At 74.2% G+C, this 14,276-nt stretch carries 16 protein-coding genes; 6 read left to right on the plus strand and 10 right to left on the minus strand.

Going from position 1 to position 14,276, the window contains the following annotated elements; all coding sequences use genetic code 11:
- The first annotated feature begins 225 nt into the window (after positions 1-225).
- Complete coding sequence (locus tag RYN42_RS16575) at positions 226-687, plus strand: 2-oxo-4-hydroxy-4-carboxy-5-ureidoimidazoline decarboxylase (RefSeq protein WP_315097911.1); 462 nt, start codon at positions 226-228, stop codon at positions 685-687.
- Complete coding sequence (gene uraH, locus RYN42_RS16580) at positions 684-1,019, plus strand: hydroxyisourate hydrolase (RefSeq protein ID WP_315097912.1); 336 nt, start codon at positions 684-686, stop codon at positions 1,017-1,019. The genes RYN42_RS16575 and uraH overlap by 4 nt, the downstream gene beginning before the upstream one ends.
- A gap of 12 nt (positions 1,020-1,031) precedes the next feature.
- Here uraH and RYN42_RS16585 read toward each other — a convergent pair whose 3' ends face one another.
- Complete coding sequence (locus RYN42_RS16585) at positions 1,032-1,526, minus strand: nucleoside deaminase (protein WP_315097913.1); 495 nt, start codon at positions 1,524-1,526, stop codon at positions 1,032-1,034.
- A 43-nt stretch (positions 1,527-1,569) separates the two neighbouring features.
- On the minus strand, positions 1,570-2,463 hold the full coding sequence (gene pucL, locus RYN42_RS16590) for a factor-independent urate hydroxylase (protein WP_315097914.1): 894 nt from the start codon (positions 2,461-2,463) through the stop codon (positions 1,570-1,572).
- 153 nt (positions 2,464-2,616) lie between these two features.
- Here pucL and RYN42_RS16595 point away from each other — a divergent pair, with 153 nt between their 5' ends.
- The gene (locus RYN42_RS16595; RefSeq protein ID WP_315097915.1) at positions 2,617-3,630 is read left to right on the plus strand and encodes an XdhC/CoxI family protein; all 1,014 of its coding nucleotides are present in this window, start codon (positions 2,617-2,619) and stop codon (positions 3,628-3,630) included.
- A 31-nt stretch (positions 3,631-3,661) separates the two neighbouring features.
- On the opposite strand, the gene RYN42_RS16600 is transcribed toward RYN42_RS16595, so the two are convergent.
- Both RYN42_RS16600 and RYN42_RS16605 read right to left on the minus strand, forming a co-directional pair.
- Positions 3,662-6,355 (minus strand): molybdopterin cofactor-binding domain-containing protein, encoded by a 2,694-nt coding sequence (locus tag RYN42_RS16600; protein WP_315097916.1) that lies wholly within the window; start codon positions 6,353-6,355, stop codon positions 3,662-3,664.
- A complete protein-coding gene (locus RYN42_RS16605; protein WP_315097917.1) occupies positions 6,352-7,152 on the minus strand; it encodes an FAD binding domain-containing protein in 801 nt (266 codons plus the stop codon). The genes RYN42_RS16600 and RYN42_RS16605 overlap by 4 nt, the downstream gene beginning before the upstream one ends.
- A gap of 61 nt (positions 7,153-7,213) precedes the next feature.
- On the opposite strand from RYN42_RS16605, the gene RYN42_RS16610 reads away from it, so the two are divergent.
- Entirely contained in the window at positions 7,214-7,606 is a 393-nt protein-coding gene (locus RYN42_RS16610; RefSeq protein WP_315097918.1) for a VOC family protein, read from the plus strand.
- Between the two features lie 7 nt (positions 7,607-7,613).
- On the opposite strand, the gene RYN42_RS16615 is transcribed toward RYN42_RS16610, so the two are convergent.
- Positions 7,614-8,267, minus strand: a complete 654-nt coding sequence (locus tag RYN42_RS16615; RefSeq protein ID WP_315097919.1) for a hypothetical protein — start codon at positions 8,265-8,267, stop codon at positions 7,614-7,616.
- A gap of 3 nt (positions 8,268-8,270) precedes the next feature.
- Positions 8,271-8,762: a MarR family transcriptional regulator gene (locus RYN42_RS16620; RefSeq protein WP_315097920.1), complete on the minus strand. Its 492-nt coding sequence runs from the start codon at positions 8,760-8,762 to the stop codon at positions 8,271-8,273.
- An 81-nt stretch (positions 8,763-8,843) separates the two neighbouring features.
- Here RYN42_RS16620 and RYN42_RS16625 point away from each other — a divergent pair, with 81 nt between their 5' ends.
- Positions 8,844-9,455 (plus strand): NADPH-dependent F420 reductase, encoded by a 612-nt coding sequence (locus RYN42_RS16625; protein ID WP_315097921.1) that lies wholly within the window; start codon positions 8,844-8,846, stop codon positions 9,453-9,455.
- A complete protein-coding gene (locus RYN42_RS16630) occupies positions 9,452-10,303 on the plus strand; it encodes a VOC family protein (RefSeq protein WP_315097922.1) in 852 nt (283 codons plus the stop codon). The genes RYN42_RS16625 and RYN42_RS16630 overlap by 4 nt, the downstream gene beginning before the upstream one ends.
- On the opposite strand, the gene RYN42_RS16635 is transcribed toward RYN42_RS16630, so the two are convergent.
- The 4 genes from RYN42_RS16635 to RYN42_RS16650 form a co-directional block, all read right to left on the minus strand.
- Entirely contained in the window at positions 10,300-11,571 is a 1,272-nt protein-coding gene (locus tag RYN42_RS16635; RefSeq protein ID WP_315097923.1) for a sigma-70 family RNA polymerase sigma factor, read from the minus strand. The genes RYN42_RS16630 and RYN42_RS16635 overlap by 4 nt on opposite strands.
- The gene (locus tag RYN42_RS16640; protein WP_315097924.1) at positions 11,561-11,917 is read right to left on the minus strand and encodes a YciI family protein; all 357 of its coding nucleotides are present in this window, start codon (positions 11,915-11,917) and stop codon (positions 11,561-11,563) included. Before RYN42_RS16640 ends, RYN42_RS16635 begins: the two co-directional genes overlap by 11 nt.
- Before the next feature lie 13 nt (positions 11,918-11,930).
- The gene (locus tag RYN42_RS16645; RefSeq protein WP_315097925.1) at positions 11,931-12,614 is read right to left on the minus strand and encodes a DUF998 domain-containing protein; all 684 of its coding nucleotides are present in this window, start codon (positions 12,612-12,614) and stop codon (positions 11,931-11,933) included.
- A 99-nt stretch (positions 12,615-12,713) separates the two neighbouring features.
- Positions 12,714-14,276: LuxR C-terminal-related transcriptional regulator (locus RYN42_RS16650; protein WP_315097926.1), on the minus strand; the 1,563-nt coding region annotated here is incomplete at its 5' end.

Raw genomic sequence — 14,276 nt, forward strand, 5'->3', positions numbered from 1 at the left:
CCTCGTCGGCGGCGGCCCCCAGGACGACGACCACGGGCGCGCAGCCCGCGTCGAGCAGCAGCCGGACCGCGTCGGCCAGCCAGGGCACCACCAGCGCCTTCGGACCGCCGTGGCGCGTCCCGGCGCCGGCGGCGAGGACGATGCCGCTGAGGCTTGCGTGGGTGGCGGGCACGTCCCGTACGGTGCCAGTGCGCGACTGTGGAGCGCTACAGGGAGGCGGCGCGGATGATCGACGACGGACCTGAGACGCGGGAGCGGCTCGCCACGGCGCTGCACGTCCGACGGTGGGTGGACGAGGTGGTGTCCGGCTGCCCGTACGACTCGCTCGACGCCCTCGCCGGCGTCGCCGATCTCGCCGCCCGCCGCCTCAGCGCGGCCGAGGTCGACGAGGCGCTCGCCGCGCACCCGCGGATCGGGGAGCGGTCGACCGGACTCTCGGCTCGTGAGCAGGAGGCGTCGAGCACCGAGGACCCCGCCCTGGTCGCCGCGATGACCGACGGCAACCGCGCCTACGAGGAACGGTTCGGCCGCATCTTCCTCATCCGGGCCGCCGGCCGGAGCCGACCCGAGATCCTGGCCGAGCTCCACCGGCGGCTGCAGCTCACCGACGAGGCCGAGTCCGCGGAGGTCGCCGACCAGCTCCGCCAGATCGCGCTCCTGCGCCTGCCGACCCTCTTCGCCTCATGAGCAGCCAGCTGAGCACCCACGTGCTGGACACCACGCTCGGGCGCCCCGCCGCCGGGGTCCCCGTGACGCTCGCCGTGCTCGAGGACGGGCGGTGGTCCGGGGTCGCCACCGGGGCCACCGACGACGACGGCCGCGCCCGCTCGCTCGGACCGGCGCAGGTCCCGCCCGGCTGGTACCGGTTCACGTTCGACACGGCCGCCTACTTCGCGGCGACCGGGCAGGTGGGGTTCCACCCGGAGGTCGTCGTGGTGTTCGAGGTGGTGGACGACAGCCACTACCACGTGCCGCTGCTGCTGAGCCGGTTCGCGTACTCCACGTACCGGGGGAGCTGAAGGGCGGCAGGGTCAGTACTCGATGCGCATCGGGCGGGCGAGCCAGGCGTCCATCGGGTCGGCGGCGTTCGGGATGCGGTGGCTGTGGACCGGCATCGGCCAGGTGTCGCGGTGGGAGGCGAACAGGTCGTAGAAGGCCCGGTCGTCGAAGCCTGCGCGGGCGGCGTCGAGACGGTCGGCGGCGAACACCACGCGGTCGACCCGCGCCCAGAGGCAGGCGGCGATGCACAGGGGGCACGGTTCGCACGACGAGTACACCGTGGCGCCGACGAGCGAGAAGCTCTCGGTCGCCCGGCAGGCGGCACGGATGGCCTGGACCTCGGCGTGCGCGGTGGGGTCGTTGTCGCGGGTGACGCGGTTCTGGCCGACGCCGAGCACCTCGCCGTCGCGCACGACCACGGCCCCGAACGGGCCGCCGCCGTCGGCCACGTTGGCCATCGCGAGCGCGACTGCCTGCGACAGCCAGCCCTCGTCCTGCGACAGGGGGTGCTGGTCCTGGGGGCTCATGCGGCACCTCCACCGGATGCGGTCGGACTGCTCGTCGCGGCGCTCACGGTGCACCCACCGATCGCGTCCAGGCCTCGCCCGCGTCGGCCGCGCCCTCGCGCACCACCACGGCCTCGATCAACCCGTAGGGACGGTCCGCGGCGACGAACACCTCACCGCGGTTCTCCAGGCCGAAGGGGCTGAGGTCGACCAGGAAGTGGTGCTTGTTGGGTGCCGCGAACCGGATCTCGACCACGGCGTCCACCGCGTCGAGCACGGCCTCGCCCATGTGCCAGAGGGTCTGCTGCAGGGCCAGCGAGTGCCTGGTCGCGAAGGTCGAGAGCAGCACGCCGCGCACCGTCCGGTAGGTGGCGTCGTAGTCGACGTCGGCACCCGCGTACCGCCACTGGGCGACCAGGGATGTCGCCAGCACCCGGTCGGTGGTCTCCGGGAGGGTCGTGTACTCGTCGGTGAGGAACCCGCGGAACTCCGAGCCGGTGGACTTCAGCACCGTGAGGTCCTTCAGGCCGGCGATCACCGTCGTGCCGGCGTCGTCCGCGGTGACCGACGCGGTGCGCACCTCCTGACCGCTGCGGACCCACGTGTGGCCGTGCTCGGCACCGTCGACGACCACCCGCTCCCACGCGTACTCCTCGACGTCCACGCGGGCACCGGAGACCGGGCCGACGTCGTCGACGAAGTGCCGCGCCAGCAGCGTCGCGAACCGCTCGGGCGATCCGATGCCGTGCTGCTTGGCGAACGCGAACGCGGTGTTCTTCTGGGTGTCGGTGGGCAGCACGCTCGACTGGTCGCCGTCGAGATAGGCGGCCGCGAAGTCGCCGCGCAGGGCGGTCGAGACGTTGAGGTCGCGGATCTCGTGGCGGGGGGAGTCGCGCACCATCCGGACCACGCGCGTCTCGGCCTTGCCGTACTGGTGGGTGTGCAGTCGGGCCGTCATGGCCGCAGTGTGCCGGGGTCATGTGACACGCGCGTTTCCTCCTCCCGGGACACCGGTGAGCAGGCCGTGTCCCAGAGGGCCGACGGTACTCGGGGCCGTTCGGCCGCGGTCTAGGCTCGTCGCACCCTGCGCGCGCCCCGACCCGTCCGGGAGGTGACCACCCTGCTCGAGATCGCCGACCGCCTGCTCGCCACGCTGACCGCCGGCCACCGTGTCGCCGTCGCCACCGTCGTGTCGATGACGGGCAGCGCGCCCACCGTCGTGGGGACGTCGATGGCCGTGGACGACACGGGCGCCGCGCTGGGCAGCGTCGCCGGCGGGTGCGTCGAGGGCGCCCTGTACGAGCTGTGCACCGACGTCCTGCGCGGCGCAGCCCCCGGCGTGCAGGAGTTCGGCGTGACCGACGAGGACGCGTTCGCCGTCGGCCTGACCTGCGGCGGTGTGCTGCGGGTCCACGCGCGCGAGCTCGGGACGGCGGACCTGCCGGTGCTGGCCGCTGCCGCCCGTGGGGACGACGCCGTCTCGGTGACCGCCCTCGACGGACCGCTCCCGAACCCGGTGCCGACCGTGGACCGCTCCGGCATCGTGCGGGTGATGGGGCCGGACGGCGGCATCGAGGTCTTCGTCGAGGTCGCGTCGGCGCCGCCGCGGATGCTGGTCTACGGCGGCCTCGAGTTCTCGTCCGCGCTGGCCGTCGTGGCGCGTGCGGCCGGGTACCGGGTGACCGTGTGCGACGCCCGAGCGGTGCTCGCCACCCGGCGACGCCACCCCGCGGCCGACGAGGTCGTCGTCGACTGGCCCGTCCGGCACCTCGCGGAGCAGCGGCTGGGCGCGCGTGACGTGGTGTGCGTGATGGCCCACGACGACCGCTTCGACGCCGACCTGGTGCTCGCCGCGCTGCGCTCCGGAGCCGGGTACGTGGGGGCGATGGGTTCGCGACGGACGCAGGACCGACGGCTCGCCGAGCTGGTGGAGCGCGGGACGACCGACGACGAGCTGGCGCGCCTGCACGCACCGATCGGGCTGGACCTCGGCGCGTCCACGCCCGGGGAGACCGCGGTGTCGGTGCTCGCCGAGGTGCTGGCCACGCGCCGCGGCGCCACGGGTCTCCCGCTGACCGACCTGGCCGGCCCCATCCACCACCCCGCCCGCATCCACCCCCGCTGACGGCGCCCCACCGTCCGCACGACCGCGGGGGTCAGGGGCGCAGGAGGCGCCAGAGGCGTTCCGGGGTCATCGGGAGCTCGTGGGGGCGGACCCCGAGGGCGTCGCGGATCGCGTTGGCCAGGGCGGGCGCGACCGGGTTGTACGGGGCCTCGCTCATCGACTTGGCGCCCAGCGGGCCGAGCGCGTCGCTGGTCTGCGCGAACAGGACCTCGGTGCGGGGCAGGTCCACCATCTGCGGCACGTGGTAGCTGCGGAAGGAGGCGGTGGTCACGCGGCCCTCGTCGTCGATCCGCAGCTCCTCGAACAGCGCGCTGCCGACGGCCTGACCGGTGCCGCCCTCGACCTGGCCGCGCAGCTGCTCCGGGTGCAGGACGGTGCCCGCGTCGACCGCCTGGACGGAGCGGAGGACGGTGACCTCGCCGGTCTCGGGGTCGACGGCGGCGCGGAAGCCGTGCACGTTGAACGCCACCGAGCGCGGCGAGCCGTCGTGCGTGCCGTGCCCGGTGAGCCCGGGGACGGCGCGCGCGACCTCGCTCAGCGGGACGCCGCTGGCGGAGACGGGCGTCAGGTCCTCGGCGTCCCAGGTGCGGGGCTCGTCGCTCGGGTGCTCGCGCAGCGCAGCGGCCGCGGACAGGATCTTGGTGCGCAGCTGCAGCGCGGCGCGGTGCAGGGCCAGCCCCGCGACGACGACGCCCGCGGACCCGAACGCCCCGGTGTCGTAGCCGGCCACGTCGGTGTCGGAGTGCACGAGGACGATCCGGTCGACCGTGGTGCCGAGCGCCTGCGCGACCAGCTGGCCGTGCACGGTCGTCGTGCCGTTGCCGAACTCCGTGGTGCCGATGCTCGCCTCGTACCGGCCGTCGTCGAGCAGGCGGACGGCGGCCTCGGCGTAGTGCCCGCGCGGCGCGATGGTGGCGATCATCGCGATCGCCATGCCGGAGCCGACGAGGGTGCCGGGTGGCGGTGCCGGCTCCGCGGACCGGCCCGCCAGCGCGGCCTGCACCAGGTCGAGGCACTGGTCCAGGCCGTAGGAGTGCATGTCGAGGTCACCCACCTCGTCCGGGTCGGCCACCAGGAGCCGGTCGCCCGGGACGACGACGTTGCGGCGCCGCAGGTCGAACGCGTCGATGCCGACGGCCCGCGCCAGGTCGTCCATCGCGGACTCGATCGCGAAGATGATCTGCCCCAGTCCGTACCCGCGGAACGCTCCCGAGGGGAGGGTGTGCGTGTAGACGGACTCGGCGTCGACGCGCTTGTTCGCACACCGGTAGACGGCCATCGACTCGCTGACCCCGTGGAACATCACGCCGGGACCGTGGTTGCCGTAGGCGCCCGTGTTGTTGAGCACGTCGATGCGCATGGCGGTGAGCACGCCCTCGGCGTCGGCGCCGAGCTCGACCTCGACGCGGACGGGGTGCCGGCTGGGCACGATGGTGAACTCGTCGGCCCGCGTCATCTCGTACTGCACGGCGCGGCCGGTGCGCAGGACGGCGAGCGCCACGACGTCCTCGGTGAGCAGCTCCTGCTTGCCGCCGAACCCTCCGCCGACCCGCCCGGTCAGCACGCGGACGGTCGACGGGTCGCGGCCGAAGATGTGCGCGATCTCGTCCCGGACCAGGTACGGCACCTGGGTGCTGGTCCGCAGCACCAGCCGCCCGACCTCGTCCAGCCACCCCCGAGTCGCGTGCGTCTCCAGGGACGCGTGCGCCACGCGGCTCGTGCGGTAGGTGCCGCGGACGCGGTGGGCCGACGAGGCGAGCGCGTCGGCGACCGACCCCATCTCGGCGTGCAGCTGCGCGACGACGTTGCGTCCGGGCTCCGAGATCCGCGACGCCGGTCCCTTGTCGCCGTGCACGAGGGGCGCGCCCGGCTCCCGGGCCACCGCTGGGTCGACGACCGCGGGCAGGACCTCGTACTCGACCGCGACCAGCGCCAGGGCCCGGGACGCCTCGCGCAGCGACTCGGCCACCACGACGGCCACCCGCTGGCCGACGAACCGCAGGACCGGGTCGAGCACGCGCGTGTCGTCGGGGTCGTCGAGGCGCGACTCGTGGCGTGCGGTCGAGAACAGGATCGCGGGGGAGTCCTCGTGGGTGAGCACGGCGAGGACCCCGGGGGCGGCGAGGGCGGCCGACGCGTCGATCGACACGATGCGGGCGTGCGGGTGGGGGCTGCCGAGCACGCCCAGGTGCGCGAGGTCCGTGGCGGGGACATCGAGCGTGAACGGCTCGCGGCCGGTCACGATCCGGTGCGCGGCGGGGGAGCGGACGGACCGGCCGGCGTCCTGGCCTGCCAGCGGGTCGACGGTGTTCCGGCGGTGCGCGACGGCGTCGCAGATCGACCGGTACCCGGTGCAGCGGCAGAGGTTTCCCTTGAGCAGCCGGGCGGTCTCCTCGTCGTCCCGGGAGAGCCCGAGGCCGTCGACCGTGGTGACCAGGCCGGCGGTGCAGAACCCGCACTGGAACGCGGCGGCGTCGACGAAGGCCTGCCCCACCGCGGGGTCCAGCCCGCTCACCGTGGTCACCGCCCTGCCCTCGACCCGGTAGGCGGGGACCAGGCACGAGTGCGTCGGGCGCCCGTCGAGCAGCACGGTGCACGCACCGCAGTCGCCCGAGTCGCAGCCCTTCTTCACCTCCACGTGACCGTGCTCGCGCAGCAGGGTGCGCAGCACCTGGCCGGGGGCCGGCTCGACGTCCAGCGCGACGCCGTTGACCTCGAACCTCATGCCAGCTCCTCGCGCACCTGCTCGGCGAGCCGCAGCGTCATGGCGCGTCGCCAGTCGGGGGCGCCGTGCGGGTCGTCGTACCAGTCGTCGACGGCGTCGACGGCGTCGTGCAGGTCGGCCGCTGACGGCGGCGTGGGGAAGGCGAGGCGGTAGGGGCGCGGCACCGAGGCGGTGACGGTGACGACGAGCCCGCCCGCCGGGTCGCGGCGGCCGATGACGACCGCCCCGGACCGTCCCTGCCGCGTCAGCGCGATCCGTCGGAACGCCGCCGGCTGGGCGAGGACCTGTGCCTGCACCGTCACGGCCCGCAGCACCTCGTCGGGCGTGAGCGTCGTCGTCCGCACACCGGTGACCAGGTCGAGGACCGGTTGCCGACGCTCGCCGCCGTCGGACGTCCACACGACGGCGGTCGCGTCCAGTGCCACGGCGAGCGACGTCATCGCCCCCGCGGGCAGGGCCAGGGCGATGTTCCCGCCGACCGTCGCGGCGTCCCAGATCTTCTCGGAGGCCGCCAGCGACCGTGCGCACCGCGCGACCAGGTGCTGCGAGGACCAGCCGCGCACGGGTGACAGGTCAGCGAGCGTGCGGAGCGTGCAGGTCGCGGCGATGGTCAGGCCGGCGCCGTCCACCTCGACCGGAGGCCAGCCCAGGGTGGTGAGGTCGACCAGCTCCACCAGGTCCGGCTGCGGCTCGGAGAACAGCCACGTGCCGCCGGCCAGGGGCGCGCTGCGGGCACCGAGCACCAGCTCGGTCCGGTCGTGTGCCGCACGGATGCGGTCCAGTGAGGTCAGGTCCATGGTCCGCCGAGTGAACCGTATCCAGGTGTCGGGCATGTGACGAAGCGCCTAGCGTCGGGGCATGACGACCCGACACCTGCGCCAGCCGACCGTCGACTGCGCCGACCCCCGCGAGCTCGCCGAGTTCTACCGCCGGCTCCTGGGCTGGGACTGGGCGCCCGGCCACGAGGAAGCCGACCCCGAGGGCGACGAGTTCCTCCTCATCGTCGACCCCGCTCGCCCGGTGCGGATCGGCTTCCAGCGCTCGGACGCCGCGGTGCCGCCGTGGCGGGCGGGCGCCATCGTGCACCTGGACCTCGACGTGGACGACCTCGCCGTCGGGCACGAGCAGGCCCTGGCCCTGGGTGCGCGGGCGCTCACGGGGACCCCGGAGGAGGAGGGTCACCCGGAGGACCCGTTCCGCGTCTACGCCGACCCGTCCGGGCACCCGTTCTGCCTGTGCCTGGACCACTGAGCGCAGGTCACCAGGGAGCCGTGGGCAGTCCCTCGTCGTACTCGCCGCCCGGCCCGCAGCCGTCGACGTAGCGGTCCGGCATCCGTGGGTAGGCCTCGGTCCAGTACCGGTGGGCCAGCTCCCTGGCCTCGCCCGGTGAGGCGCCGAGGGCCTCGGCCATCACCGCGTCGCGCTGCACGGCGGCGCACTCGGCACGCGCCTCGTTCTTCAGGCCCACCATGTGCATCGTCTCGTGGGTGAGGACGTGCACGGCGACGACCTGGTCGAGCGTCGGCTCCGCCTTGTCCGAGCCCAGCCACGTGCGCAGGTCGCCGCACGCGCCGAACCTGATCAGGGTCGAGCGCTCGGGCACCCCGTCCGGTCCCCACGCGACCGTGCCGAGCTCGGGGCCGACGTCGACGAACGCCTGCTCCAGCTCCTGGCAGTAGACGTCGACCGGCCCGCCCGCCACCCGGCTGGCCGCTGCCTCGAGTCGGTCCTCGAGCCGGGCCTGTACGGCCATGGGGACGCCGCAGCCCAGCGCCAGCACGAGCGACAGGCCGACGCTGATCCGGGGGAACGGCGCGATCCGCCCGAGCGAGTCGACGCGCCGGGCCATCCAGCGCACGCCGATGGTCGCGGCGAGCGCGAGGAAGCCGATCAGGCCGAGGGCGAGGAGCACCCCTCAGTCATCGGTCGCCGGGACCCCGACCATGACGTGCGACGGGTCGAGGACCTCCAGGATGCGACCCGCGATGCGGTCGAGGTCGGCGACGTCGGCGTCGGACAGCGGGTCGATGACCGTGCGCAGGACGGTGCCCACGTGCCCCGGTGCCGCCGCCTCGACGGTCGTCCAGCCGGCCGGCGTGAGGATCGCGTTGGTGGCCCGGCGGTCCTCGGCGCACGCCTCGCGGCGGACCAGGCCGCGCTTCTCCAGGCGCGAGACCACGTGGGACAGTCGGGCGAGCGTGGCGTTGGTCTGGGCGGCGAGCGAGGTCATCCGCAGCGTCCGCTCGGGCGCCTCGGAGAGCATGGCCAGCGTGAAGTACTCGAAGTGGCTCAGGCCCGAGTCGCGCTGGAGCTGGGACTCGAGGGCGCCGGGCAGCAGCTCGACGACGGCGATGAGCTTCTTCCAGGCGCGCAGCTGCTCGGGGGTCAGCCAGCGGGGTTCGCTCATGGGACGGATCCTAGCAAGAACTTGACGCTACAACTATTAGGGGTACAGTTGTTGTAGCAACAACCAATCGAGGAGGACGTCATGAGCACGGTCACCATCATCGGAGCAGGCAACATGGGCTCGGCCATCGCCTGGCGGGTCGTCGCCGGCGGCAACGACGCGCAGGTCCTGACCCGGCAGCCGGTCAAGGTGGCCATCCCGGGCGCGACGCACGGCACGGTGGGGGACCCGCTGGCCGGCGACATCGTGGTGCTGGCCGTCCCGTTCGGCGCGGTGGCCGAGCTGCTGGCGCAGTACGAGGGCCAGTTCGACGGCAAGGTGCTCGTGGACCTCACCAACCCCCTCGACTTCGAGACGTTCGACTCGCTGGTCGTCCCGGTCGGCAGCTCCGCCGCCGAGGTCATCGCCCAGGCCGTGCCGGGGGCGTCGGTGCTCAAGGCGTTCAACACCAACTTCGCCGCGACGCTCACGTCCGGCGAGGTCGGCGGCGAGCCCACGTCGGTGCTCGTCGCCGGCGACGACGCCGACGCCAAGTCCGCGCTGGTGTCCGTGGTCGAGGCGGGCGGCCTGCGCGCCGTCGACGCCGGCTCCCTCAAGCGCGCCCACGAGCTCGAGGCCCTCGGGTTCCTGCAGCTGACCCTCGCCGCGGCGGAGAAGACGTCGTGGACCGGCGGGTTCGGGCTGACGGCATGAGCGAGATCCTCGACGGTCGCACCGACGTCGGCGCCGTCGTCCTCAAGGTCGGCGACCTGGACGGCATGACCGACTACTACTCCCGCGGCATCGGCCTGTCGGTCCTGGAGGCCGAGGGCGACCGCGTCACGCTCGGCCGCGTCGGCGTCCCGGCGGTCGTCCTCGAGCACACCCCCTTGCTCAAGCACGCCCCGGCGTCAGCCGCGGGGCTGTTCCACACCGCGATCCTGTTCGACCAGCAGAGGGACCTCGCCTCGTCCGTCTACTCGGTCGCCCGGCACTTCCCGTCCTCGTTCACGGGCAGCTCGGACCACCTGGTGTCCAAGGCGCTCTACTTCGACGACCCCGAGGGCAACGGCGTCGAGCTGTACTGGGACCGGCCGCGCGACCAGTGGGCCTGGGAGAACGGCCGCGTGGCCATGGCCACCGAGTACTTGGACCCGAACGGCTTCCTGCGCGAGAACCTCACGGATCCCGACGCGCTCGACGGCGCCGCCGCGGTGGGCCACGTGCACCTCAAGGTGGGCGACATCGCGACCGCGCAGCAGTTCTACGTCGACACGGTCGGGTTCGAGGTCACCGCGGAGTACGGCACCCAGGCGCTGTTCGTCTCGGCCGGCGGCTACCACCACCACCTTGCGATGAACACGTGGCAGAGCCGCGGCGCGCAGGGGCGCTGGCCGGCGCTCGGGCTGGGCGAGGTCACCATCGAGCTGCCGACCGACGACGAGCGCGGGGCGCTCGGCGCCCGCCTGACCAGCCGCGGCATCGCCACGCGCGACGACGGCCGCGTGCTGGCGTTCGAGGACCCGTGGAACAACGAGATCCGCGTGGTGGTCGCCAGCTAGAGGAGCGCGTCCGCACGTCGCCGCAGGAGCTCGCGCTCGCCCGCGTTGCGCGTCAGCTCCGCGGCGGCCCGGAACTCGTCGACCGCTTCTGCCGTGCGTCCCAGCTGCTCGAGCAGCTGCCCTCGCGCTGCGCGGCGCATCGGGTAGTCAGCGAGACCCTCGACCCCCTCCAGGAGGGCGAGCCCGTCGGAGGGCGACCCCGCCATGCCGAGAGCAACAGCCCGGTTCAGCGACACGACCGGCGAGGGCGACACCGCGTCGAGCTGCGCGTAGAGCCCGGCGATCAGGGGCCAGTCGGTGTCCGCCGCCACGGGGGCGGTCGCATGGCAGAGGCTGATCGCCGCCTGCAGCGCGTACGGCCCACGCGCGCCGCCGAGCTGGTGGGCCCGCTCCAGGGCAGCCGTCCCACGACGGATCAGCAGCCGGTCCCAGAGGCGGCGGTCCTGCTCGAGCAGCGGGACGGGCGCACCGGCCGCCGACACGCGTCCGGGCAGACGCGACGCCTGCAGCTCCAGCAGGGCGTCGAACGCGTGCACCGACGCCTCGTCCGGCAGGAGCGCACAGAGCACCCGCGCCAGCCTGATCGCCTCGTGGCACAGCTCGGACCGTGTCCAGTCGTCACCGGACGTGGCGACGTACCCCTCGTTGAACACCAGGTAGAGCACGTCCAGCACCGAGGCCAGCCGCTCGGGCATGGCGTCCGCGGCGGGCAGCTCGACGCCGACGCCCTCCCGCGCGAGCGTGCGCTTGGCGCGGGACACCCGCTGCGCGGCCGTCGCCTCACTGATCAGCAGCCCGCGGGCCACCTCGTCGGTCCGCAGTCCGCCCAGCAGCCGGAGGGTCAGGGCCACGCGCGACTCGGGGGTCAGCGACGGGTGGCACGTGGTGAACACCAGCCGGAGCAGGTCGTCGCCGATGTGGTCGTCCAGCAGCGCGTCCACGTCCTCGCCTGCCTCCTGGTCGATCGACCGGCCGACCTCGGCCAGCTTCCGGGCGTAGGTGCTCCGCCGGCGGACGAGGTCGAGTGCCTTGTGGCGGGCCGTCGTGACCAGCCACCCCGCGGGGTTGGGTGGGACGCCGTCCGCCGGCCACTGCTCCAGGGCGGCGACGAAGGCGTCCTGGGCGATCTCCTCGCCGATCCCGACGTCGCCGACCACCCGGGAGGCGACGGCGACGACCGCCGCGGACTCCATGCGCCAGACCGTCTCGGCGGTGCGGTGCGCGGAGCTGCGACGGCCGTCCGTCGTCGCGTTGCCGTCAGGGCTCATAGACCCGCAGCACGTCGGCCTCCCCGGCCCAGCCGTCCCAGTGCTCCTGGTGCAGGCGGACGAACCGGCTCGCCCACTCGACCGCCTCGTCGCGCGAGCGGACGTCGTAGACCGCGTAGCTGATCAGCTCCTTGGTCTCGGCGAACGGCCCGTCCGTGACGGTCAGGCGCCCGTCGAGCAGCTCCACGCGGGCACCGTCGGCGGCGCTCGGCATGAGCCCGGCGGTGTCGAGCAGCGCGCCGGCCGCGGTCGCCTCCGCACCGAGCGCCATGATCGCCTCGAAGAGGGCCGGCGGCGGAGGAGTGGTGGGCTGGGTGGTGACTCGCAGGGTGGCGAAGTAGCGCATCGTCGTCAGCCTCTCAGGCAGCCGTGCGGCGGTAGGTGTCGACGGCGAACGCGCTGACCCAGGTCCAGGCCAGCAGGATCCCCGCGGTGAACGACAGCACCCCGACGGTATCGGGGCGCGACGCGATCAGGGCGAACCCGCCGAGCAGAGCGGCCGCGGCACCGGCCGAGAGCACGGTGCCGAGCAGGCGACGCTGCGTGGCGTACCGCCGGGCGACGAGCACCATCGCGACCGCCAGGGCGACGAACCCGAGACCGGACACAAGCAGGTGCAGCATCCCGTGGGTGCTGGGCACGGTCGGTGCCGACGAGCCGACGGGAAACCCGTCCTGCGGATCCGCCCGGAACACCCCGGCCAGCACGAAGCCGGTGCCGCACGCGGCGACCAGGAGCGGGATCCAGCGGCGCCCGGGGCCGGTGACAAGTGCTCTGCGCAGTCCGACGGCGAACGCGACCACCATGAGGCCGGTGAGGACCAGGTTGGCGATCTGGATCCACCCGAGCGCTCCGTCGGCCAGGGTGGACCAGGCGTGGCGCGTCAGGTCGAAGCCGTCGCGCGTCAGCGCCTGGGCCAGAGAGGCCACCACGTAGAACGGTCCGGCCAGGACGCCGTAGCCGAGCAGCGACCTGGTGACGCGGACGGCTGGGTCGGTGGGGCACTCGGCCGAGCCGGTGCGTGGGGCTGAGGTGGCGGACATGGTGACTCCTCGGTGTCGGCGACCGGGCGGATCCGGCCGTACACCCCCTCCTCGAACGGCGCCCGCGGTTCTCGACAGGTCCCCGGCGAAGGACTGCTCTCAGTCCGCGAGCGCGTCCGCCAGCGCGTCTGCGAGCTCGCTCCGGGACCGGATCCCCAGCTTCAGGTAGACGTTGCGCAGGTGGTACTCGATGGTCTTCGGGGACAGGAACAGCGCCGCGGCGGCCTCCCGGGTGGTCCGCCCGCCCGCGAGCATGCGTGCCACCTGCAGCTCCTGCGGCGTCAGGTGGTCCAGGGCGGTCGCGCTGCGGCGCTGCGCGGTCTCGCCGGTCGCCCGCAGCTCGGCGGCGGCGCGGTCGGCCCACGGCACCGCGCCGAGCCGCTCGAACGTCGCGAGCGCGGACCGCAGGTGGGGCCGGGCGTCGACGCGCCGCTTCAGCCGGCGCAGCCGGGAGCCATAGGCCAGCTCGGTGCGCGCCGCCTCGAACGCGTCGGGCGTGTGCTGGTGGTAGGCCAGCGCGACCGAGAAGCACACGTCCACGTCGGCGTCCGAGCACGTCAGCCCCGCTGACCGAGCCGCGCGCGCCAGCGACCAGGGCTGGCCCTTGACCTCCGCGCGCTCGGTCAGCGTCGCGGCCAGGGCGCTCGCCTCGTCGTCCTTGCCGAGGTGCACCATGACCTCGACCATCTCGGCGGCCGGCGAGACGTCGACGTCCACCAGACCCAGCTCGGACAGCACGACCTCCAGGGCGCGGTACCGGTCGAGCGCGGCCTCCGCGCGGCCCAGACCGAGCTCGCGCTCGGCGAGCGCCGTCATCGCCCAGACCTGGAAGAACGCCAGATGGTTCTGGCGGGCGAGGGTCAGGGCCTCCTCGGCGTGCTCGGCGCAGGCGTCGAACGCACCCCTGCGCGCCTCGAGCCACGCCAGACCCGCCAGGCAGGCGGTCACGTCGGTGACCTGTCCGGCCTCGCGCGCCAGCTGGACCCCCTCGGTGTACCCGGCGACGGCGTCGTCCCACCGGTCCGTGGTCGCCTGGTCGCGGGCGACGTAGAAGAGCAGGATCGGCAGCCCGCCGATGTCGGTACGGCGGCGGGAGTGCGCGACGACCGTCGGGATGACGTCGCGACCCACGGCGCTCTCCCGCAGGTAGAGCGGGCCGACGACGAGCCACGGGGCCAGCTGGGGGTCGTCGAGGAACTCGTCCGCCTCCGCGATGGCCGAGCGCAGGAGCCCGGGGCCGCCCTGGCCGGTGAGGATGTCGGCCACGGCGACCGCCATGGTGCCCACCCAGCGCGCTCGTGCGGTTCGCGGCTCGAGTGCGGCGATGAGTGCGGCCGCGGACGCCGCGGTCGCGATGTCCCCGGCGAACTGGGCGGCCGCCACCGCGTCCGCGAGCAGGGTGACGGCGGTGTCGGGGTCCCCCTCGGCGGCCTGCGTGCCGGCGTCGACGAAGACGTCCCGCGCCCGCTCGACGGACCCGGTCCGCACGGCGATGGTGCCGTCGAGAGCGGCCGCCCGGGTGCGCAGCGCGGGCGACCGGGGAAGGGCCCCCGCGCGGCCGAGCAGGTCCAGCGCCACGTCCGGCAGACCGGCGCGCCACGCGCTCTCCGCCGCGGACACCAGACGCAGCGCCCGGTCCGCCGGGGCGGGGCTCAGTCGGGC

Source organism: uncultured Cellulomonas sp. (assembly GCF_963527515.1).
Classification (GTDB): domain Bacteria; phylum Actinomycetota; class Actinomycetes; order Actinomycetales; family Cellulomonadaceae; genus Cellulomonas.

Coding starts and splice junctions, on each gene's coding strand:
- RYN42_RS16620 (WP_315097920.1), bottom strand. CDS start 8,762: ATGAGCGAACCCCGCTGGCTGACCCCCGAGCAGCTGCGCGCCTGGAAG.
- RYN42_RS16625 (WP_315097921.1), top strand. CDS start 8,844: ATGAGCACGGTCACCATCATCGGAGCAGGCAACATGGGCTCGGCCATC.
- RYN42_RS16585 (WP_315097913.1), bottom strand. CDS start 1,526: ATGAGCCCCCAGGACCAGCACCCCCTGTCGCAGGACGAGGGCTGGCTG.
- uraH (WP_315097912.1), top strand. CDS start 684: ATGAGCAGCCAGCTGAGCACCCACGTGCTGGACACCACGCTCGGGCGC.
- RYN42_RS16605 (WP_315097917.1), bottom strand. CDS start 7,152: ATGGACCTGACCTCACTGGACCGCATCCGTGCGGCACACGACCGGACC.
- pucL (WP_315097914.1), bottom strand. CDS start 2,463: ATGACGGCCCGACTGCACACCCACCAGTACGGCAAGGCCGAGACGCGC.
- RYN42_RS16635 (WP_315097923.1), bottom strand. CDS start 11,571: ATGAGCCCTGACGGCAACGCGACGACGGACGGCCGTCGCAGCTCCGCG.
- RYN42_RS16600 (WP_315097916.1), bottom strand. CDS start 6,355: ATGAGGTTCGAGGTCAACGGCGTCGCGCTGGACGTCGAGCCGGCCCCC.
- RYN42_RS16575 (WP_315097911.1), top strand. CDS start 226: ATGATCGACGACGGACCTGAGACGCGGGAGCGGCTCGCCACGGCGCTG.
- RYN42_RS16630 (WP_315097922.1), top strand. CDS start 9,452: ATGAGCGAGATCCTCGACGGTCGCACCGACGTCGGCGCCGTCGTCCTC.
- RYN42_RS16610 (WP_315097918.1), top strand. CDS start 7,214: ATGACGACCCGACACCTGCGCCAGCCGACCGTCGACTGCGCCGACCCC.
- RYN42_RS16640 (WP_315097924.1), bottom strand. CDS start 11,917: ATGCGCTACTTCGCCACCCTGCGAGTCACCACCCAGCCCACCACTCCT.
- RYN42_RS16645 (WP_315097925.1), bottom strand. CDS start 12,614: ATGTCCGCCACCTCAGCCCCACGCACCGGCTCGGCCGAGTGCCCCACC.